Origin of the sequence: Cellulosimicrobium sp. 4261 (genome assembly GCF_040546915.1) — a bacterium.
Taxonomy (GTDB): domain Bacteria; phylum Actinomycetota; class Actinomycetes; order Actinomycetales; family Cellulomonadaceae; genus Cellulosimicrobium; species Cellulosimicrobium cinnabarinum.
The window spans coordinates 66,473-86,736 of record NZ_JBEPOQ010000011.1; the positions used below are offsets into that span (position 1 = coordinate 66,473).

The window sequence follows — 20,264 nt, forward strand, 5'->3', positions numbered from 1 at the left end:
GTACCCGACCCTGATTCTGGGTCCTGGTGTGCACCCCAGGTCAATGCCGGGCCCGGGCTCCCCCGCGCCCGCACACCCGGCACGTGCCACGGCGACGGAGCCAGTAGGCGTAGGTCGCGGCGCCGAGGGCGAGCGACCACACCGGCCACAGGAGCGTCGGCCCGACGGCGCCCCACGAGTCCGCGGTGAGGGCCAGCCGGCTCTCGCCGAACCCGAGGACGATGAGCGAGAGCCCCGCGGGGAGCACCGCGACCGCGACGACCGTCGCGGGGACGACCGCGAGCGCGACGGGCACGCGGCGGCCCGCGAGCCCGACCGTCCAGCGCGGGAAGACCTCGCCCCAGCGCTGGAACAGGCCGAGCGTGAGCACGGCGCCGACGAGCGCGAAGCCGCCCAGCCCGAGCGCCGCGACCCAGCCGTCGTCGCCGGCGAGCTGCGCGACGTCGTCGGGCGAGAAGCCGAGCGGGATGCCGAGCACCCAGGCGATGCGCGTCACCGCGTAGAAGGTGGGGATCGCGGCGGCGACGAGCGCGGCGGCCCGCCCCCAGCGCGCCGCGGCGGCGGGCGTGGTCCACGCCGGGTCGTGCCCGTCGTGACGGCGCCCGCAGGACGCGCACGCCCCGGACCCGCGGCGCACGAACCGCCACGTCGAGGCGACGAGCAGGGCGCCGCCGCCGAGGAGCGCGAGCTGCGTGAGCGGTCCGGCGCCGAGGAAGTCCTCGAACGCCGCGCGGATCACGGGGTCGAACGGCGCCATGACGAGCGTGACCGGCAGGTACCCGAGCCGCGCCAGGATCGACGCGTCGGTGAGGGCGAGGACCCCGGCCGCGACGACGGCGGTCGCCGCGACGGTCAGCGCGCGGTCGGCCCGGGCGACGGGACCGCGCCGGGCTCCGAGCCACGCGCGCAGCGCGGTGGCCGCGCCGACGAGCGCGAGGACGGCGACCCACGGCGTGAGGGTCGCGCCCGGGACGCCGCTCAGGGCACCGAACGACAGGTCGTTCGCGGCGCCGACCGCGAGCGTGCCGCCGGTCAGCGTGACGACGAGCGTGGCGACGCCGCCGAGGGTCCACCACGCGGCCGCGGCGGGGGCGACCCAGCGGCCTCGGGACGGGCGCTCGGGACGGGCGGGTGGTCCGCCGCGGGTGGACGGTCGGTGGTCGCCGGCCGACGGCGTGGGTGCAGGGGTGGGGTCGGACAGGGGCGGGTGCGGTGTCGAGGTGCTCATGCCTCGACGCTCCCGGACCCCGCCCGGCCGCGGATCCCCCGGCGCGGCGACCCCGCTCCCCCGCGCGGGTGACCGTCACGCCCGGATGACCGGGCCGCGCCGAGCGAGGGCGCGGCGGGCGGAGGTCAGTCGCGCGGGCGCGCGCGACGCAGCGCCCGGAGGGCGCCCGTGGACCACAGCGCCCACGCCACGAGCACGGGCTGGAAGAACAGGCGCCCGAACCGCTTGGCGTCGGTGTCGAGGCCGAACCCGTCCTGGTGCTCGAGCCACTGCCCGACGTTGCCCGGGAAGATCACGACGAAGAACGCGGCGGCGACGAGCCCGACGGCGACGCGCCACCGGGACAGCACGACGAGCGACCCACCGAGCGCGATCTCGACGGCGCCCGACGCGAGCACCGTCACGTCGTCGTCCACGGGGAACCAGGACGGGACCTGCGCCTGGAACTCCTCGCGCGCGACCGTGAGGTGGCTGATCCCGGCCCCGACCAGGGCGAGACCCAGCGCGACGCGCGCGACCGTCGCGACGGGCGGCACGGGCGGGGCGGGGCGGGTGAGCACGGAGAGGTCCATGGCGCGATCGTCGCACCGGGGCGGTCGGCGCGCGCGTCAGCCCGCCCGCACGAACCCCGACTCGTAGGCTCGCACCACGGCCTGCGTGCGGTCCCGGACGCCGAGCTTGGCGAGGACGTTGCCCACGTGCGTGCGCACGGTCTCGACGCCGAGGTAGAGCCGGGCCGCGATCTCCGCGTTCGACAGCCCCTGCGCGACGAGCCGCAGCACCTCCCCCTCCCGCTCGGTCAGGCGCGCGCCGCGCAGCGCGTCGCCCGTGGGCGGGTGCGCGGTCGCGAGGCGCCGCACGGCGTCGGGGAAGAGCAGCGACTCGCCGCGCGCGACGACGCGCACCGCCTGCGCGACCTCCTCCGGACGCGCGCGCTTGAGCAGGAACCCGTGCGCCCCGGCCCGGAGCGCGTCGAGCACGTGGTCGTCGTTCTCGAAGGTCGTGAGCACGAGGACGCGCGGGGCGCCGCCCCGCGCGAGCAGCGCCCGCGTCGCCGAGATCCCGTCGACGCGCGGCATCCGCACGTCCATGAGCACGACGTCGGGCCGCGCCCGCGCGACGACGCCCGGCGCCTCCGCGCCGTCCCCCGCCTCGCCGACGACCGCCAGGTCGGGCTCCGCGTCGAGGATGACGCGCAGGCCCGCGCGCACGAGCGGCTCGTCGTCGACGAGCACCACGCGGACCGTCTCCGTCATGGGACCGATCCTGTCAGGGCCCGGGCTCACCGCGACGACCCCGCGCGCGGGAACGTCGCGCGCACGACCCAGGCGCCGCCGTCGGGCGCGGGACCGGCCGCGACCTCCCCGCGCAGCAGGTGGGCCCGCTCGCGCATGCCCGCGAGGCCGCGGTGCTCGCGCGCGTCGCCGTCGGGTGCCCGACGCCGTGTGCCCGCCCCGAGCGGGTTGCGCACCTCCACGACCAGCGCGCCGCCGGGCCCGGGGGCCACCGCGACGGCGACGGGCTCGCCGGGCGCGTGCCGCAGCGCGTTGGTCAGCGCCTCCTGCACGACGCGGTACGCCTCCTGCGACACGGCGCGCGGGACGTCGGGCGGCGCCGCACCGTCCCGCGCGAGCCGCACGTCGGCGCCCGTGCCGCGCGCGTCGTCGAGCAGCGCGTCGAGGTCGGCGAGCGTGCGGGCCGGGGCGCGGGGCGGCGCGCCCGGCACCTCCGCGCGCAGGAGGCCGAGCACGTGGTCGAGGTCCGCCATCGCGCTGCGACCCGTCTCCTCGATCGCGGCGAGCGCGCGGCGGGCCGCGGGCGGGTCGGTGTCGAGCAGGCGCGCGGCCGCCGCGGCCTGGAGCGTCGTGACGGTCAGCGCATGGCCCACCGAGTCGTGCAGCTCGCGCGCGAGCCGGCCCCGCTCGGCCGCACGGTCCGCCGCCGCCTCGAGCTCCGCGATCTGCTCCGTCTGGTCCGGGCCGAGCAGCGGCAGGGCCGCCTGGCGCAGCACGGCGCGCGCGAGCGCCACGACGTACGGGACGGCGAGCAGCACGAGCACCGCGGTGAGCAGCCACGTCCACGCGGGCAGCGCCTCCCACGGTCGCCAGTCCGCGAGCAGCACCGGCTCGACACCCGTCGCGGACAGCACGAGCTGCGTCGCGACCGGGACCCCGAACAGCACCACGACCACCACCGCCGCACCGAGGGCCAGGTGCAGCGCGTACCAGGCCGCGGCACGCCAGCGCGTCGCCGCCCCCGGCGGGGCGGCGCCGGTCGCGGGGAGCGGCACGTCGACGTCGAGGAACGTCCGCGCCGCCGCGATCTCGAGCGTGCGCACGGGCGCGAGGAACGGGGGCGTGCTCGCGAGGACCGCCGTCACCAGCGCCAGGACGACGGTCGCGACCCGCGGCGTCTGGAGGGACGCGAACATCTGCGCGAACCCCGCGACGAGTGCCGCATACGCCCCGGCGACGACGCCACCGACCACGAGGAGCACCCCGGCGCGCACGGTGGCCGTGCTGCGCAGCGGGGCGAGCACCCGTCCCCACCCTCGCGGCAGGCGCGCGTCGGTCGTCATGGCCCCCAGTCTCACCGCGCCGCACGCCCAGCACATCCCCTCGACGGGGGAACCGCGGCGCCCGACCGCCGCGCGCACCGGCACCCCCGCTGGTCCAATGGGAGCGTGATCGGGTTCTGGTGGGGCCTCGTCGGGGCGTCGTCGCTGCTCCTCGGGGCCGCGCTCGTCTTCTGGCGCCCGCCCGGCCAGCGGCTCGTCGGGCTCGTCATGGCCTTCGGCTCGGGCGTGCTCATCAGCGCGGTCGCCTACGACCTCGTGGAGGACGCGTCGACCCGCGCGAGCGGGCTCGTCCTGCTCGCGGGCCTCGCCGGCGGGGCGCTGACGTTCTTCGTCGGCGACCGGATCATCGACCGGATGGGCGGCGAGGGCCGCAAGCGCTCCACCGGCGTGCAGAAGGAGGCCGTCCAGGCCGCCGGCGGGACCGGGGGCGCGGCGATCGCGCTCGGCACCGTGCTCGACGGCATCCCCGAGTCCGTCGTCCTCGGCGCGACGCTCATCGGGGGCGGCGGGGTGAGCGTCGCGATGCTCGCCGCCGTCTTCGTGTCCAACCTGCCGGAGGCGATGTCGGCGACGGCGGGGCTGCTCAAGGCCGGCACGAAGCCGTCGCGGCTGTGGGTGCTGTGGGGGTCGACGACGCTCGTCTCGGCGCTCGCGGCCGGGATCGGCTACCTCGCGCTCGACGGCGCGTCGCCCGCCGTCGTGGCGGTCACGCAGGCGTTCGCCGCGGGGGCGCTGCTCACCATGCTCGTCGACACGATGATCCCCGAGGCGACGGAGTTCGGCGGCCCGGTCACCGGGCTCGTCACCGTGCTGGGGTTCGCGACGGCGTTCGGGCTGAGCTCGATCGGCGGGTGACCCGGGCGGCCGTCAGGCCGCGAGGTCCTGGCCGCTCATGCGGTGGATCGACGCCATGACCTCGTCCGTGAGCTCGCGCCGCGCCTGCGCCGGCTTGGTCCCGGCCGTGATCTGGCGCTGCGGGTCGATGGGCTTGCCGAAGTGCACCTCGACGCGGTGCAGGCGCGGGATCCGCTTGCCGACCGGCTGGACCTTGTCCGTGCCGCGCACGGCGACGGGGACGACGGGCGCGTGCCCCGCGAGCGCGAGCCACGCGACGCCCGTGCGGCCCGGGTGCAGCTTGCCGTCGCGCGAGCGCGTGCCCTCGGGGTAGATCCCGAACGCGCCGCCGCGCTGGAGCACCTCGAGCGCGTCCTCGAGCGAGCGCTGTCCCGCGCGCGGGTCGTCCCGCTGGACGGGGATCATGCCGATCGTCGTGAAGAACCACCGCGACAGGCGGCCCTTGATCCCGCGGCCCGTGAAGTACTCGGCCTTGGCGAGGAACGTCACGTGCCGCGGCGCGACGATCGGGATGAGCAGCGAGTCGATGAACGACAGGTGGTTGCTCGCGAGGATCACCGCGCCGTGGCGCGGGATGTTGTTGCGTCCTGTCACCTGGGGTCGCAGCAGCACGTAGGCGAGCAGCGACAGGATGAGCCTCAGGACGCGATAGGTCATCCGTTCATTGTGCACCGTCCGGGGCGCACGTCCGTGCACGCCGTGGACGAGCGCTCACCCGTCGGCGCGCGCCCCCACCGCCGCACCGCGCCGTGCCCGGCCCCGCCGTGTGACGAGGTACACGGCGAGGATCACGGCCACGAGCCCCACGGTGGACACGAGCTGGGCGCGCGCGGCGGCGTCGGTCAGCATGAGGACGGCGAGCGCCGCGAGACCCACGAGCACGGCCCACGTGAGCCACGGGAAGCCCCACATGCGGAGCGTCATCGGCTCGCCCGATGCGCGCGCCTGCGCCTCGATCCGTCGGCGGAGCCGCAGCTGCGAGACGGCGACGAGCACCCACACGACGAGCAGCGCGGCGCCCACGGCGTTGAGCAGGATGCCCAGCAGCGCCTCCGGCAGGAGCCAGTTCAGCCCGACCGCGACGAGCGCGAAGAACACGGAGACGAGCACCGACACCCAGGGGACGTCGCGGCGCGACACGCGCCGCAGCGCGCGCGGACCGTCGCCCCGCCCGGCCAGCGAGTACGCCATGCGCGACGTGCCGTAGACGTTCGCGTTGAACGCCGAGAGCAGCGCGACCACGACGACGACCTCCATGACGCGGGCCGCGCCCGGGAGCCCCGCGAGACCGAGCACCGCGACGAACGGGCTCTCGGCGAGCAGCGGCGAGTCCCACGGGAGCACGAGCACCATGATCGCGACCGAGCCCAGGTAGAACACGAGGATCCGCCACACGATGCTGCGCGTCGCGCGCGCGACGGCCGTGCGCGGCTCGCGTGCCTCGGCCGCGGCGATCGTGACGATCTCGATGCCGCCGAACGCGAAGACGACGACGAGCAGGCCCGCCGCGATGCCGCCCCACCCCTCGGGGGCGAAGCCGCCCTGGCCCAGCAGGTTCGACGTGCCGACCGGCTCCGTCCCGGGCAGCAGCCCGAGCACGAGCAGCACGCCCACCACGAGGAACCCGACGATCGCCGCGACCTTGACGAACGCGAACCAGAACTCGAGCTCGCCGAACTGCCGCACGCCCCAGAGGTTGATCACCGCGAACACGACGACCACGGCGAGCGCGACGCCCCACTGCGGCACGTCGGGGTACCAGCCGGTGACGATGCGCGCGGCCCCGGTGATCTCGGCGCCGAGCACCATGACGAGCATGAACCAGTACAGCCAGCCGAGCAGGAACCCGGCCCACGGCCCGAGCGCCTCCTCCGCGTAGACGGAGAACGACCCGCTCGCAGGGCGCGCGCTCGCCATCTCGGCGAGCATCCGCATCACGAGGATGACGACGACGCCCGCGATCGCGTACGACACGAGCACGGCCGGGCCGGCGGTGGCGATCCCGACGCCGGAGCCGAGGAACAGCCCGGCGCCGATCGCGGAGCCGAGGCCCATCATCGTGAGGTGCCGTGTGCGCAGCCCGCTGCCCAGGTGGTCGGCGCCGGGGTCGGCGCCCGGGTCGGCGCCGCTGTCGGCGGTCGGGTCGCCGGTGGGGTCGGTCGTCGACGGCCGGGTCTCGGCCGGTGCCCCGCTCGCGGACGGTGCCGGGCGTTCGGGCGTGGGGGTGCTCATGGTGCGGTCCTGCGGTCGGGGTCGGGACGCCGTGCTCGACGCCGACCCACGACGCTACACGGCCCGGGCGCGACGGCGCCCCGCACCCGGCGCGAGGGGACGCGCGGGGTGCGGGGCGGCGTCGGGCACGACGCTGTGCCGCGCTACGGGGTCGCGGTCCGCGGGAGCGGGGCGACGGCGTGCTGGCGCGGCGCGGCGGTGCCGTCGCCCGGCGCGGCAGGGTCGTCGGCGCGGTCGCCCGTTCCGGCGGCGGTCCCGTCCTGCCGGCCGTCGCCGTCCGGCGCCGGGGCCTCGGGGGACGGCGCGGCGGCCTCGACGGCGACCGGGCGGCGCGTCGAGCCGTTGAGGACGCCGTCGTCCTGGAGGTCCTCCAGGTCCTCGTCGTCCACGGCGTTCGCGCCGTGCTCCGCCCCGGCCGCGAACACGGACGGGTCGGGCGGCGTGCCGAACTTCAGGTGGTTGAAGAGCAGGTTGAGCAGGATCGCCATGACCGCGGCCGAGCTGATGCCCGAGTGGAAGATGATCCCGAACCACGTGGGGAACTGGTCGTAGAAGTCGGGCTTGGCGATGGGGATCATCCCGAACGAGATCGACGCCGCGACGATGATGAGGTTCATCGGGCGCGAGTAGTCGACCTTGGCGAGCGTGCGGATGCCCGACGCCGCGACCGAGCCGAACAGGACGACGCCCGCACCGCCGAGGACCGGCGTCGGCACCGCGGCGACGACGCGGCCGAGGACGGGCAGCAGGCCGAGGATCACGAGGATCGCTCCGCCCGCCCCCACGACGAACCGCGACTTCACGCCCGTGATGGCCACGAGACCGACGTTCTGCGCGAACGCCGACTGCGTGAAGGACCCGAAGAACGGCGACACGATGGACGACGCCATGTCGGCACGGAGGCCGTCGGCGATGCGCTTGCGGTTCACCTTGGTGCCGACGATCTCGCCGACGGCGATGATGTCGGCCGTCGTCTCGGTGAGGGTCACGAGGATGACGATGAGCATGGAGATGATCGCGGCGATCTCGAACGTCGGCGCCCCGAAGCCGAGGAACGACGGGAACGCGGCGACGGGGCCGTCGCCCACGCCGGAGAAGTCGGCCTTGCCCAGCGCGAGGGCGATGAGCGTCCCGACGACGATCGCGATGAGGATCGACAGGCGCGAGATCGTGCCGCTGCCGACCTTGGACAGGAGGATGACGATCGCGAACGTCAGCGCGGCGAGGCCGATGTTGCTCACCGAGCCGTAGTCGGGCGCGCTCGCGTTGCCGCCCATCGCCCAGTTGGCCGCGACGGGCATGAGCGTGAGCCCGATCGTCGTGATGACGACGCCCGTGACGACGGGTGGGAAGAACCGGATGATCTGCGCGAAGAACGGCGTGATGAGCAGGCCGATCACGGAGGCGACGAGCACCGCGCCCAGGACGCCCGGGATCCCTCCCCCGCCGTTGACGATCGCGACCATCGTGGAGACGCCCGCGAAGGACACGCCCTGGACCAGCGGCAGCTGGGACCCGAAGAAGGGGATGCCCACCGTCTGCAGGATCGTCGCGAGCCCGCCGATGAAGAGGGACGCCGCGACGAGCGTCCCGATCTCGGCACCGGTCAGGCCCGCGGCGCTCCCCACGATGAGCGGTGGGGCGATGATGCCGCCGTACATCGTGAGCACGTGCTGGAACCCGTACCCGAACGTCGACCCGATGGGCAGCCGCTCGTCCTCAGGGCGTACCGGACGCCGTTCGGCGCCGTCCGTGGCCCTCGTGGCTCGCGCGTTCATAGCGGACCTCCTCGTCAGCTATCGTTCCGCTTGGCGGAAAACTACTTCCACTATTCGAACGCCAAGTGTGACCTGTGTCAAGTCCCCGACGACAACTCGTCCGCGGCCGGCGGGGCCGGCTCAGCCCGCGACGAGGCGGCGCGCCGCCGCCGAGTGCTCCGCCGCCAGGGCACCGAGGTCGAGCCCGGGGATCGTGCCGTCGACGACGCGCCACGCGCCGCCCACCATGACCCGGTCCGCGCGGTCGGCGCCGCACAGCAGGAGCGCGGCGACCGGGTCGTGGGCGCCGGAGAAGCGCAGCTCGTCGAGCCGCCACAGCGCCAGGTCGGCCTGCTTGCCGACCGCGAGGACGCCGACGTCGTCCCTGCCCAGCACGCGCGCCGACCCGCGCGTGCCCCAGCCGAGCGCGCGCGTCACGGGGATGTCCGCGCCGTACCTGAGACGTTGCAGATAGAGCGCCTGGCGCGCCTCCAGGATCATCGTCGAGGCGTCGTTCGACGCGGAGCCGTCGACCCCGAGCCCGACGGGCGCGCCCGCGTCCTCCAGCTCCACGGCCCGGGCGATGCCGGACGCGAGGCGCATGTTCGACGTCGGGCAGTGCGCGACGCCGGTCCCCGCCGCCCCGAGGCGGCGCACCTCGTCGTCGTCGAGGTGGATGCCGTGACCGAGCCAGGCGCGGTCCGTGAGCCAGCCGACGGACTCGAGGTAGTCGACCGTGCGCATCCCGAAGCGCTCGCGGCAGAAGTCCTCCTCGTCGACGGTCTCGGCGAGGTGCGTGTGCAGGCGGACGTCGAGCTCCTCCGCGAGCGCCGCGCTCTCGCGCATCGCGTCGGTGGTCACGGAGAACGGCGAGCAGGGCGCGAGCGCGATCTGCACCTGCGCCCCGGCGCCGCGCTCGTGGTAGGTCTCCACGAGCCGCCGCGAGTCCGCGAGGATCGTGTCGAGGTCCTGCACGACCGACTGCGGCGGCAGGCCGCCGTCGTCCTCACCGAGCGTCATGGACCCGCGCGTGAGCGTGGCGCGCATCCCGAGCCGTCGGACCGCCGCGACCTGGAGGTCGATCGCGTCGTCGAGACCGGCCGGGAAGACGTAGTGGTGGTCGGCCGCCGTCGTGCAGCCGGAGAGCAGCAGCTCGGCGAGCGCGACGGTCGTCGCGAGCTCGTGGTCGCGCGGGGTGAGCCGCGCCCAGACCGGGTAGAGGCGCTGCAGCCAGGGGAAGAGCGGGGCGTCGGCGACCGGCCCCCAGGCCCGCGTGAGCGTCTGGTAGAAGTGGTGGTGCGTGTTGATCAGACCCGGCGTGAGCACGTGCTGCGACGCGTCGAACGTCTCGTCGACGGGAGCGGACGGCTGCGCGCCGGCCGCGACGAGCTCGACGATCACCCCGCCCTCGACGACGAGGCCGCCGCGCGCGTCCGGGGCGCCCAGGGAGTCGTCGGCGGTGAACACGCCGAGCGGGTCGCGGACCCACGTCCTGGTCGCTGCGTCGGTGCTGGTCATGGTGCCTCCTGGTGGCTCGTCGCTCACCGGGGCGCGGCTCCGGCGCCACGGTGCGCCGGCTCAGTGGTCCTGTCTGCCGATCCAGGTGCCGCGCGTCACGCGGCCCGGCCGACGCTAGGCCGGGCCGCGACCGTCGTCAAGGGCGTGCCCCGCCCGTCGGGGCTTCCCGCGCGCGACCTCAGCCGCTGCGCCATCCTGGTGCTCGCCGCCGCCGCCGAACCCGGGAGCCGACCGTGAACGTCTACGCCCCGCTCGTGCCGGTGTTCGTCGTCGCCCTGCTGGCACCGCTGCTCACGGGCCTCATGCCCGTGCGGTCGCGCGTCCCGCAGGTCGTCGTGCTGCTGCTGGGCGGCATCCTCGTCGGGCCCGCCGCTCTCGATCTCGCGGCGCCCGACGACGTCACGCTCCTCTCGGACCTCGGCATGGGCTTCCTCTTCCTGCTGGCCGGGTACGAGCTCGAGCCGAGTCTCCTGCGCGAGCGCGTCGGGCGGCGGGCCGGAGCCGCGTGGCTGACGTCGCTCGTGGTCGGGGCGGTGCTCGTCCTCGTGGTCGTGCGTCACGACTCGCCGCACGCCGTCGCGGCCGGGGCGATCGCGCTCACGACGACGGCGCTCGGCGTGGTGCTCCCGATCCTGCGCGACGGCGGTCAGCTCGGCTCGCGGCTCGGCCGCGCCGTGCTCGTGGTCGGGGCGGTGGGCGAGCTCGGCCCGATCGTCGCCATGGCCGTGCTGCTCGGGACGCGCGAGAGCGGGGTCGCGGCGATCCTGCTCGCGCTGTTCGCGGTCGTCGCGGTCGCGCTGTCCGCGCTGCCGGGCCGGCTGGGGCGCCTCAAGGCCCTCGGCGGCGACCGCCTCTTCAGCGCGGCGGAGCACGGGACCGGCCAGAGCACGCTGCGCCTCACGGTGCTGCTGCTCGTCGTGCTGCTCGCGCTCGCCGCGGGCCTCGGGTTCGACGCGGTGCTCGGCGCGTTCGTCGGCGGCATGGTGCTGCGGCGCTGGGCGCCCGGCGACGTCGAGGCGCTCGAGAAGAAGCTCGACGCGGTCGCGTGGGGCGTGTTCGTGCCGGTGTTCTTCGTGAGCTCCGGCATGGGCCTGGACATCGACTCCATCGTCGCGTCCCCGCTGCTGCCGCTGACGTTCTTCGCGCTCATGGTGGTCGTGCGGGGCGGGCCGGTGCTCCTGTGGTTCCGGCGCGAGCTGCCGTCGGTCGAGCGGGTCCAGACGGCGCTCTACGCGGCGACCGCGCTGCCGCTGCTCGTCGCGCTCACCGAGATCGCCGTCGAGCAGGGCGCCATGACGTCCCAGGTCGGGGCGGCGCTCGTCGGCGCGGGCGTGCTGTCGGTGATCGTGCTGCCGATGGTCGCGAGCCGGCTCGGGCCGCGCGAGCCGGGCGCCCGCCCGCCCGGACCGGGCGAGCAGGGCGAGCCGGGCCCGCGCGTCGACCCGCCCGACGACGCGGCGACCGCGCGCGGGTGACGCACCCGGAGGTGCCCATGCCCGCGTGGCCGGTCGCCGCGGTCGCCGGATCAGCCGGCTGTCACAGCGTCCACTGCTGGGCCGCGGTGCCGTTGCACGTCCAGGTCTGGAGCCGCTGGCCGTCGTGCAGGGGCGCGCCGCCCGTGGCGTCGAGGCAGAGCCCGGACTGCGGGTTGCGCAGCGCCTTGCTCCCCGCGTCGTACGCCCACTTCTGCGCGCCCGTCCCGTTGCACGTCCAGACCTGCACGGCGGCGCCGCGCGTCGTCGAGCCGTCGCGCACGTCGAGGCACTTGCCGAGCGCACGGACGGTCCCGTCGGAGCCGCGCGTCCAGGTCTGTGCGGCGTTGCCGCTGCACGTGACGATCTGCACCTGGTTGCCGTCGGTCGGGTCCGCCCACGGGACGTCGACGCACATGCCGTTCGCGGCGCGCACCGGGCCGGTGCCCGTCGGCAGGCCGGTCCCGGGGTTCCCGGGGTTCCCCGGGTTCGACGAGCCCGAGCCGTTGTCGTAGACGCGCACGTAGTCGACCTTCATCTGCTGCGGGAGCTGGGTCGTGCCGTCGGGGTAGCCGGGCCACTGCCCGCCGACCGCGACGTTGAGGATGAGGAAGAACGGCTGGTCGAACACCCAGGCGTTCGCGCCGACGCTCGCGCGCGTGACGCGGTGGAACTGCTGGCCGTCGACGAACCACGTGATCTCCCCCGGCTTCCAGTCGACCGCGAACGTGTGGAACGTGTCCGCGAACGACCAGCCCTGCGGGTGCTGGTACATGCCCGTGATGCCGGAGCCGCCGGAGTACCCCGGGCCGTGCACCGTGCCGTGCACGCGGTGCGGCTCGAAGCCGACGTTCTCCATGATGTCGATCTCGCCCGACGACGGCCACGGCGTGCCGGGGAAGCTCCCGCCGAGCATCCAGAACGCCGGCCAGATCCCCTGGCCGCGCGGGATCTGGATCCGCGCCTCGATGCGCCCGTACTGCGGCTGGTACTTCCCCTGGGTCGTCATGCGCGCCGACGTGTACGACCCGTCGCCCTCCCGGCGCGCGGTGATGACGAGGTTGCCCTGGCCGTCGAGCGCGGAGTTGGCGCGCGAGGCCGTGTAGTTCTGGAGCTCGGCGTTGCCCCACCCGTGCGCGCCGGTCTCGTGGTTCCAGACGGCGGGGTTCGGCGCGGAGCCCGCCGCGCCGTCGAACTCGTCGGACCACAGGAGGTCGCCGGGCGCGGCGGCGGCCGACGTCGCGGGCACGGTGACGGCGAGCGCCGCCGCGGCGGCCGTGAGCGCGGCGACGAGCGCGCCCGCGAGGCGCCGCCGGGCGCGTGGTCGGCGCCCGGCCGGGGTGCGGGGCGGGGTCAGGGAGCGGTGACGTGCGAGGTCCATCGTTCCTCCAGGTCCGGCGGCGGTGCCGCCTGCGTCTCGCCACGGTGCGGGACATGCTCTCGGCGCGACTCTGCACCGGGCGGGGGCCGTTCCTCGGCCCTCCGTCCGCGACCCTACGGTGGCGAGAACACGCCGAGCAAGCGCTCTCTCGGCGTGTCGTGGGACCGCTCCCATCTTCTCTCCCCCCGACCTCGCGCACGGGGCCCGGCGCCCGCCGCCGGTGGCAGCGCCCGGGGCGTCAGGCGGTCGCGGGGACCGCCGCGTCGAGGATCGCCTCGGCCGCACGGCGCGCCTGGCGCGCGAGGTCGAGGTCCTGCGTGATGGCCGCCGTCGTCTGCGCCCCCTCGGCGAGCAGCACGACCTGGAGCGCGACGTCGTCGGGCAGGCCCGCCTCGCGCACGACGTCGCGCGCGTACTGCTGGAACGACTCCTTGTGCTCGCGCACCGCGGCGGCGACCCCGGGCGACGTCGCACCGAGCTCGCCGAACGAGTTGATGAACGCGCAGCCGCGGAAGCCGTCCTCGCGGAACCACGCGTCGAGGAAGTCGAACACGGCGAGCAGCCGCTCCCGGGGCGTGGCGGCTCCGGCGGCAGCCTGGGCGATCCCGTCGTCCCACCGGCGGGTGCGCTGGCGCAGCACGGCCACGACGAGGTCGTCCTTGGACGGGAAGAGCGAGTAGATGCGCTTGAGCGACACCCCGGCCTCCGCACGGACGGCGTCCATACCGACGGCCTGCACGCCCTGGGCGTAGAACAGCCGGTCGGCCGCGGCCACCACGGCCGCGCGGGCGCTCGCGTCGTCGAGCATCGCTCATCTCCTGTTCACGTCGTACCGCTTGCGCGGAGAACCATCGTTCTCTAGTGTAGCGACCAACGGGAGAACGACCGTTCTCCCGTCCTCGCGAAAGGGGCACGACCATGGGGTACATCACCGTCGGGCAGGAGAACTCCACCGACATCGAGCTCTACTACGAGGACCAGGGCGCCGGGCAGCCGGTCGTCCTCATCCACGGCTACCCCCTCGACGGCCACAGCTGGGAGCTGCAGAAGCGCGAGCTGCTCGACGCCGGCCACCGCGTCATCACGTACGACCGCCGCGGGTTCGGCGCGTCGAGCAAGGTCGGCAGCGGCTACGACTACGACACGTTCGCGGCCGACCTCGACACCGTCCTGGAGACGCTCGACCTGCGCGACGTGATCCTCGTCGGCTTCTCCATGGGCACCGGCGAGCTCGCCCGCTACGTGAAGAACCACGGCCACGAGCGCGTCGCCAAGCTCGCGTTCCTCGCCTCGCTCGAGCCCTTCCTCGTCCAGCGCGACGACAACCCGGAGGGCGTCCCGCAGTCCGTGTTCGACGGCATCGTCGAGGCCGCGCGCTCCGACCGCTACGCCTGGTACACGCAGTTCTACAAGGACTTCTACAACCTCGACGAGAACCTCGGGACCCGCATCAGCGAGGACGCCGTGCACGCGAGCTGGATCACCGCGATCGGCTCCGCGCCCGTCGCCGCGTACGCGGTCGTGCCGACCTGGATCGAGGACTTCCGGGCCGACGTCGAGGCCGTCCGCGCCGCCGGCAAGCCGACCCTGATCCTGCACGGCACGAAGGACAACATCCTGCCGATCGACGCGACCGGGCGCCGTTTCCGCCAGCTCGTGCCGGACGCCGAGTACGTCGAGGTCGAGGGCGCCCCCCACGGCCTGCTCGTCACGCACGCGGCCGAGGTCAACGAGGCGCTGCTCGCCTTCGTCGGCCGCTGACCGCAGCGCCGGACAGCAGGTCCGGGCGCCGGGGTGATCCCCGGCGCCCGGCACCCCGGCCGGACGGGAGCCTCAGGCGACCGTCACGCGGTAGTCGTCGGCGTCGTCGTCCCACGCGAGGTCGACGGCGCCGGCGGCCTGCGCCGCCTTGCAGAACTGCAGGAACCCGCGGTACCCGAGCGCCTTCTCGCTGAAGTCGGGGCGCTTCTTGCGGATCGCGTTCTTCAGCCCGGACAGGACCGTCGAGCCGCCCTCCTCGCGGACCACGTCGCGCACCAGCGCGAACGCCTGGTCCGTGTCGCCCTGCGCGGGCAGCGACACCTCCGGGTCGCCCGTCGCGGGGCCGGGCGCGAGCTCGATGAAGCTCCGGTCGGCGAGGAACCGCAGGAACTCGCCGAAGTTGCGGAACCCGTAGTCCGCCTCGCTGAACGTCGGGTCCTTGCGCAGCAGCGTGCGCTTGAGCACCGACGCCGTGACCGGGCCGCTCGTGGACGCCTCGAGGTCGGCCAACGTCTGCGCGACGCGCACCTCCATCGGGAGGTCCTCGCCCGACGGCGCCTCGTCGTCGGCCTCGGCGGTCGTCGCGACGAGCGCGGGCTCGTCGGCCGGCTGCTCGACGGGCGTCGTCTCGCCGTCGACCTCGGCGTTCTCCGTCACGACGGGCTCGCCCCGCCGCGACGAGCGCCCGACGGCCTCGCCCAGCTCCGCGAGCGCCGCCGCCGCGGGCGTCTCGACCTCCGGCTCGGCGATCTCGGTCGCCTTGCGGCGCCCGGACGTGCGGCCGCCGGTGCGCTTCGCCTTCGCGCCGCCCGACGTCGCCCCGGCGCGCGCGCCGCGGACCGAGCGGGGCTCCGGCTCGTCGGGCACGTCGACGCCCTCGAGCCGGTCGTAGAAGAGGAACTCGTCGCACGCGGGCGGCAGGAGGCGTGACGTCGACTTCTCGACGCCCACGCCGATCACGCGCTTGTTCAGCTCGCGCAGCTTGTGGACGAGCGGGGAGAAGTCGCTGTCCCCCGTGCACATGACGAACGTCGAGATGTAGTCGCGCTCGAACGCCATCTCGATCGCGTCGACGACCATCTTGATGTCGGCGGCGTTCTTGCGGGACGCCCCCATGCGCTGGGGCATCTCGATGAGCTCGACCTGGTGCCGCGTGAGCGAGCGACGGTCCTCGTCGAAGTACGACCAGTCCGCGTACGCCCGCCGCACGACGACGCGCCCGCGCACGGCGAGCGCGTCGGCGATCGGGCCGAAGTCGAACGTCATGCCGCCCAGGTGCTCGCGCGCGCCGAGCGCGAGGTTCTCGTAGTCGATGAAGACGGCCAGGCGTTCCTCGGTGTCCATGCTCGCCAGCCTAGGCGCAGACCACGACGCCGCGCCGCCGCACCCGGGCGGTGTCGCCCCGGTCGATGAGTCCCGGGTCCCGCGCCGGTCCTCCTCGGTGGCGGCCGGACGTCGGCCGCCGCCGAGCCGAGGGAGCAGCCATGACCGACCGCCTCACGACGAGCCGCGTGACCACCGCGCGGGGGGACGCCGTCACCTACGACCTGCGCGGCGAGGGCCCGGGTCTCGTGTTCGTCGCGGGTGCGGGACCGTTCCGCGCGATCGACCCGGTCACCACCGAGACCGCGGACCGCGTGTCCCGGCAGGGCATGACGACGGTCGTCCACGACCGCCTCGGACGCGGCGACAGCCCGGCCGACGGCGTGCTCGACCTCGAGCGCGAGCTGGCCGCCCTCGCGGCGGTGATCGCCGTCGCCGACCGCGGCACGGGCCGCGGGGCGGTGCTGTGCGGGCACTCGTCCGGCTGCACGATCGCGCTCGCGGCGGCGCGCGTCGGACTGCCCGTGACCGGCCTGGTGCTGTGGGAGGCGCCGCTGGGCGACGACGCGGCGGCGACGAAGGAGTGGATCGACGAGTTCGAGCGGCGGCTCGACGCCGAGGACTACGTCGGCGCGACCGAGCAGTACATGAAGGACATGCCGCCGGAGTGGCTCGAGGGCATGCGCCGCTCCCCCGACTTCGCGGAGCTCGCGCGGGGCTCGCGCAGCCAGCGCGCCGACGGCGAGTCCCTCGTCCGCGCGTCGGCCGCGCTCGAGGACGGGACGCTCGCGAGCGTGGGCGTCCCGGTGCTCGCGACGTACGGGACGTCGACGTTCCCCGAGATGCCGCTCTCCGCACGGAAGATCGTGGACGCGGTGCCGCACGGCGAGGTCCGCGAGGTCGCCGGCGCGTTCCACTCCTGGGAGCCCGTGGCGATGGCGGACGTGCTGGCGCGCTTCGTCCGAGACGCCGTCGGCCGGTAGATATGTACGACCGTACACACCGTGTGTACGATCGTCCGCATGCCCTCCCCCACCCTCGCGCGCCCGGCGCCGGACGTCCGGCGCGCGCGGGTCGCCGTCGCCGCGCTGTTCCTCACGAACGGCGCGCTGTTCGCGAACCTCGTGCCGCGCTACCCCGAGATCAAGGCCGGGCTCGACCTGGGCAACGCGACGTACGGGCTCGCCGTCGCAGCGTTCCCCGCGGGAGCCATCACCGCCGGGCTCGCGGCCGCGGCGCTCGTCCGCCGGTTCGGCTCGGCGCGCGTCGCGGTCGCGGGCACCGTGCTCACCGCGGCCGGGCTGCTGCTCGCGGGCCTGGCGCCCGCCCTGCCGCTGCTCGTCGTCGCGCTGTTCGCGGCGGGAGCGATGGACGCGTTCACGGACGTCGCGCAGAACGCGCACGGGCTGCGCGTCCAGCGCCGCTACGGCCGTTCGATCATCAACGGCTTCCACGCGCTGTGGTCGGTCGGCGCCGTCGTCGGCGGGGGCATGGCGGCCGCCGCCATCGCGCTCGGCCTGCCCCTCGGCGTCCACCTCGCGATCACGGGCGCCCTCTTCGCGGTGGTCGCGCTCGTCGCGCTGCGCTGGTGCCTGCCCGGGCTCGACGGCGAGGCGCCCGACGCCGTCCCGGCCGAGGCCGAGGCGGGTGCGGCGGCCGGCGCCCCGGCGAGCGCGGAGCCCGCAGGGGCCGGAGCGGCCCTCGCGCGCGCGTCCCGGGGCCGCACGGCCGCCGTCCTCGCCGCGCTCGTGCTCGTCGCCGTCGCGGGCACCCTCGTCGAGGACGCGGGCAGCACGTGGGCCGCGGTCTACCTGTCCGGGTCGCTCGGCGCCCCCGCGACGATCGCTGCCGCCGGCTTCGTCGCGCTCGTCGGCGCCCAGTTCGTCGGGCGCCTCGTCGGGGACCGCCTCGTGGACCGCTTCGGCCAGCGCGCCGTCGCGCGGACCGGGGGTGCGCTCGTCGCGCTCGGTACGGGCCTCGCGCTCGCGATCCCCTCCGTGCCCGGCACCATCGCCGGGTTCGCCGCCGCCGGGTTCGGCGTCGCGACCCTCGTCCCGGCCGCGATGCAGCAGGCGGACGAGCTCCCCGGGCTGCGCGCCGGCACCGGCCTCACGCTCGTCTCGTGGCTCATGCGGCTCGGCTTCCTCCTGTCGCCGCCGATCGTCGGGCTCGTCGCCGACGCCACGAGCCTGCGGACCGGCCTGCTCGTGCTCCCGCTCGCGGGCGTCGTCGTCGTGCTGCTCGCCGGCGTCCTCGCCCCACGCCGCACCACCACTCCGTCCCACCACCCCGTCCCGCACGACCGCACCCCCGAGACCCAGGAGACCCGCGCATGACCACCGACTACTTCGCCGGCGACGACCGCACCAGCTACGAGCGCATGGCCGCGGGCGACCTGTACGTCGCCGACGACCCGGAGATCGCGCGCGGCGTCCACCGCGGCCTGCGCCTCGTCGACGCCTACCACCGGGCGGTGCTCGACGGCGACGACGACGGCGCCCGCGAGATCCTCACCGACCTGCTCGGCTCGCTCGGCGAGGGCGCGTCGGTGAAGCCCCCGCTCGCGGTCGACTTCGGCAGCAACGTGCACCTCGGCGACCGGACCTTCGTCAACTCCGGGCTCACCGCGCTCGACGTCGCGGCGATCACCGTCGGCGACGACTGCCTCATCGGCCCCAACGTCCAGCTCCTCACCCCCACGCACCCCGTCGACCCCCAGCCGCGGCGCGACAAGCTCGAGGCCGCCGAGCCCATCACGCTCGGCGACAACGTGTGGCTCGGCGGCGGCGTCATCGTGTGCCCGGGCGTGACGATCGGCGACAACACCGTCGTGGGTGCGGGCTCCGTCGTCACGCGCGACCTGCCCGCGAACGTCGTGGCCGTCGGCAACCCGGCGCGCGTGATCCGCGAGAACATCTGAGCCGTGACCGAGACCCCCGTGCCTCCCGGCCCGACGGGCCGCGCGCGCCGCCACGACCCGGAGCGCCGCGACCGCATCATCGACGCGTGCCTCGACGTGATCGCGGAGCACGGGGTCGAAGGGACCTCGCACCGGCGCGTCGCGGCGGCGGCCGACGTCCCGCTGGGCTCCATGACGTACCACTTCGCCGGGAGGGACGACCTGCTGCGCGAGGCGTTCGACCGCTTCACGCACGAGGCCGCCGCTCAGTTCGAGCGCCGCATGGGTGACGCGCGCACGCCCGAGGAGGCCGTCCAGGCCGTCACGACCCTCATCACGCACGACGTCTTCGCGACGCAGCGCGACCTCGTCCTGTCGCACGAGCTCTACACGCTGGCGGCGCGGGACCCGGCCTACCGGACGCTCACCAACGACTGGATGCGCCGCAGCCGCGCCGCGCTGGGCCGCCACTTCGACCCCGCGACGTGCCGCGTGCTCGACGCGTTCATCGAGGGCATGACGATCCACCGCGCCCTCGACACCGAGCCGCACGACGACGTCGACGTCCTCGGCGCGGTCCGCCGCCTCACGCAGGTCGGGCCGCCCGCGCCCCCTCCGTCGCGGTGACGTCGAACAGCTCGCACGTCACGCCGTAGTACGCGTCCGTCCTGCCGCGGGGGGTCATGCCGATCCGCCGGCAGACCGCCTGGGACGCCGCGTTGTCGGGGTGCGTCACCGCGACGACCCGGTCGAGACCCCGCGCGAACGCGTGCGCGAGGACGGCCGAGGCCGCCTCCGACGCGTACCCGCGGCCCCACGCGTCGGGGTGGAAGTGCCACCCGATCTCCGTGTCGCCGGAGGGCTGCAACGGGTCCCCCGTGCCCGACGCCGGGATCGACTTGAGCAGGATCGTCCCCACCGGCACGCCGTCGGGCAGACCGGCGCCGTCGTCCTCGCGCGGGACGACCGCCCAGACGCCGTGCGTGCCGTCGTCGACCTCGGCCCACGCGGCGACCCGCGCGAGCGCCTCGTCCCGGTGCTCCAGGACGCGCGGCGTCGTCCCGACGTACCGCATCACGTCCCAGCGGGAGTAGATGTCGAGGACGGCGTCGGCGTCGTCGGGCTGCCAGGGGCGGAGGGTCAGTCGGGGCGTCGTCAGCGTCTGCACCGCCCCAGGCTACGAGCCGCGCGCAACCTTCTTCCTGCGCCGCTCGTCGCACACCGACCACCGTTCGTCGCACACCTCGACCGCCTGCCGTC

General features: G+C 75.2%; 19 protein-coding genes. 7 read left to right on the forward strand and 12 right to left on the reverse strand.

Annotated elements, in window-relative coordinates; translation table 11 throughout:
• Positions 1-40 precede the first annotated feature (40 nt).
• From ABIE39_RS14070 to ABIE39_RS14085, 4 genes are all read right to left on the reverse strand, one after another.
• Complete coding sequence (locus tag ABIE39_RS14070; RefSeq protein ID WP_354052236.1) at positions 41-1,228, reverse strand: hypothetical protein; 1,188 nt, start codon at positions 1,226-1,228, stop codon at positions 41-43.
• Between the two features lie 125 nt (positions 1,229-1,353).
• Positions 1,354-1,800 (reverse strand): DoxX family protein, encoded by a 447-nt coding sequence (locus tag ABIE39_RS14075; RefSeq protein ID WP_009864071.1) that lies wholly within the window; start codon positions 1,798-1,800, stop codon positions 1,354-1,356.
• 36 nt (positions 1,801-1,836) lie between these two features.
• The gene (locus ABIE39_RS14080) at positions 1,837-2,484 is read right to left on the reverse strand and encodes a response regulator (RefSeq protein ID WP_175009915.1); all 648 of its coding nucleotides are present in this window, start codon (positions 2,482-2,484) and stop codon (positions 1,837-1,839) included.
• Between the two features lie 26 nt (positions 2,485-2,510).
• Positions 2,511-3,806, reverse strand: coding sequence for a sensor histidine kinase (locus ABIE39_RS14085; RefSeq protein WP_209829048.1), 1,296 nt, complete (start codon positions 3,804-3,806; stop codon positions 2,511-2,513).
• A gap of 105 nt (positions 3,807-3,911) precedes the next feature.
• Here ABIE39_RS14085 and ABIE39_RS14090 point away from each other — a divergent pair, with 105 nt between their 5' ends.
• Positions 3,912-4,661, forward strand: a complete 750-nt coding sequence (locus tag ABIE39_RS14090; RefSeq protein WP_108047733.1) for a ZIP family metal transporter — start codon at positions 3,912-3,914, stop codon at positions 4,659-4,661.
• Between the two features lie 12 nt (positions 4,662-4,673).
• On the opposite strand, the gene ABIE39_RS14095 is transcribed toward ABIE39_RS14090, so the two are convergent.
• From ABIE39_RS14095 to ABIE39_RS14110, 4 genes are all read right to left on the reverse strand, one after another.
• Positions 4,674-5,318 carry a lysophospholipid acyltransferase family protein gene (locus tag ABIE39_RS14095; protein ID WP_061268954.1) on the reverse strand — a complete coding sequence of 215 codons (645 nt, stop codon included), beginning with the start codon at positions 5,316-5,318 and terminating at the stop codon, positions 4,674-4,676.
• Between the two features lie 54 nt (positions 5,319-5,372).
• A complete protein-coding gene (locus ABIE39_RS14100) occupies positions 5,373-6,893 on the reverse strand; it encodes an amino acid permease (RefSeq protein ID WP_354052238.1) in 1,521 nt (506 codons plus the stop codon).
• A gap of 143 nt (positions 6,894-7,036) precedes the next feature.
• Positions 7,037-8,671, reverse strand: coding sequence for a nucleobase:cation symporter-2 family protein (locus tag ABIE39_RS14105; RefSeq protein WP_354052240.1), 1,635 nt, complete (start codon positions 8,669-8,671; stop codon positions 7,037-7,039).
• A gap of 120 nt (positions 8,672-8,791) precedes the next feature.
• Positions 8,792-10,168, reverse strand: coding sequence for an 8-oxoguanine deaminase (locus ABIE39_RS14110; protein WP_175009912.1), 1,377 nt, complete (start codon positions 10,166-10,168; stop codon positions 8,792-8,794).
• A 233-nt stretch (positions 10,169-10,401) separates the two neighbouring features.
• Between ABIE39_RS14110 and ABIE39_RS14115 the strand changes: the two genes are divergently transcribed.
• Positions 10,402-11,643 carry a cation:proton antiporter gene (locus tag ABIE39_RS14115; RefSeq protein ID WP_354052242.1) on the forward strand — a complete coding sequence of 414 codons (1,242 nt, stop codon included), beginning with the start codon at positions 10,402-10,404 and terminating at the stop codon, positions 11,641-11,643.
• Positions 11,644-11,704: 61 nt separating this feature from the next.
• On the opposite strand, the gene ABIE39_RS14120 is transcribed toward ABIE39_RS14115, so the two are convergent.
• Both ABIE39_RS14120 and ABIE39_RS14125 read right to left on the reverse strand, forming a co-directional pair.
• On the reverse strand, positions 11,705-13,021 hold the full coding sequence (locus tag ABIE39_RS14120) for a family 16 glycosylhydrolase (RefSeq protein ID WP_175009911.1): 1,317 nt from the start codon (positions 13,019-13,021) through the stop codon (positions 11,705-11,707).
• A gap of 238 nt (positions 13,022-13,259) precedes the next feature.
• Positions 13,260-13,829: a TetR/AcrR family transcriptional regulator gene (locus tag ABIE39_RS14125; protein WP_354052244.1), complete on the reverse strand. Its 570-nt coding sequence runs from the start codon at positions 13,827-13,829 to the stop codon at positions 13,260-13,262.
• A 110-nt stretch (positions 13,830-13,939) separates the two neighbouring features.
• Between ABIE39_RS14125 and ABIE39_RS14130 the strand changes: the two genes are divergently transcribed.
• Positions 13,940-14,782 carry an alpha/beta fold hydrolase gene (locus ABIE39_RS14130; protein WP_043654451.1) on the forward strand — a complete coding sequence of 281 codons (843 nt, stop codon included), beginning with the start codon at positions 13,940-13,942 and terminating at the stop codon, positions 14,780-14,782.
• A gap of 72 nt (positions 14,783-14,854) precedes the next feature.
• Here the strand turns inward: ABIE39_RS14130 and ABIE39_RS14135 are convergent, their stop codons facing one another.
• On the reverse strand, positions 14,855-16,126 hold the full coding sequence (locus tag ABIE39_RS14135; protein ID WP_175009909.1) for an NYN domain-containing protein: 1,272 nt from the start codon (positions 16,124-16,126) through the stop codon (positions 14,855-14,857).
• Positions 16,127-16,266: 140 nt separating this feature from the next.
• Between ABIE39_RS14135 and ABIE39_RS14140 the strand changes: the two genes are divergently transcribed.
• The 4 genes from ABIE39_RS14140 to ABIE39_RS14155 are packed head-to-tail and all read left to right on the forward strand — an operon-like array spanning position 16,267 to position 19,631.
• Positions 16,267-17,088: an alpha/beta fold hydrolase gene (locus tag ABIE39_RS14140; protein WP_354052246.1), complete on the forward strand. Its 822-nt coding sequence runs from the start codon at positions 16,267-16,269 to the stop codon at positions 17,086-17,088.
• A 39-nt stretch (positions 17,089-17,127) separates the two neighbouring features.
• On the forward strand, positions 17,128-18,441 hold the full coding sequence (locus ABIE39_RS14145) for an MFS transporter (RefSeq protein ID WP_354052248.1): 1,314 nt from the start codon (positions 17,128-17,130) through the stop codon (positions 18,439-18,441).
• Entirely contained in the window at positions 18,438-19,025 is a 588-nt protein-coding gene (locus tag ABIE39_RS14150; RefSeq protein ID WP_354052250.1) for a sugar O-acetyltransferase, read from the forward strand. The genes ABIE39_RS14145 and ABIE39_RS14150 overlap by 4 nt, the downstream gene beginning before the upstream one ends.
• Before the next feature lie 3 nt (positions 19,026-19,028).
• Positions 19,029-19,631, forward strand: coding sequence for a TetR/AcrR family transcriptional regulator (locus ABIE39_RS14155; RefSeq protein ID WP_255437371.1), 603 nt, complete (start codon positions 19,029-19,031; stop codon positions 19,629-19,631).
• Here ABIE39_RS14155 and ABIE39_RS14160 read toward each other — a convergent pair.
• The gene (locus ABIE39_RS14160) at positions 19,591-20,172 is read right to left on the reverse strand and encodes a GNAT family N-acetyltransferase (protein WP_255179940.1); all 582 of its coding nucleotides are present in this window, start codon (positions 20,170-20,172) and stop codon (positions 19,591-19,593) included. The genes ABIE39_RS14155 and ABIE39_RS14160 overlap by 41 nt on opposite strands.
• Between the last annotated feature and the right edge of the window lie 92 nt (positions 20,173-20,264).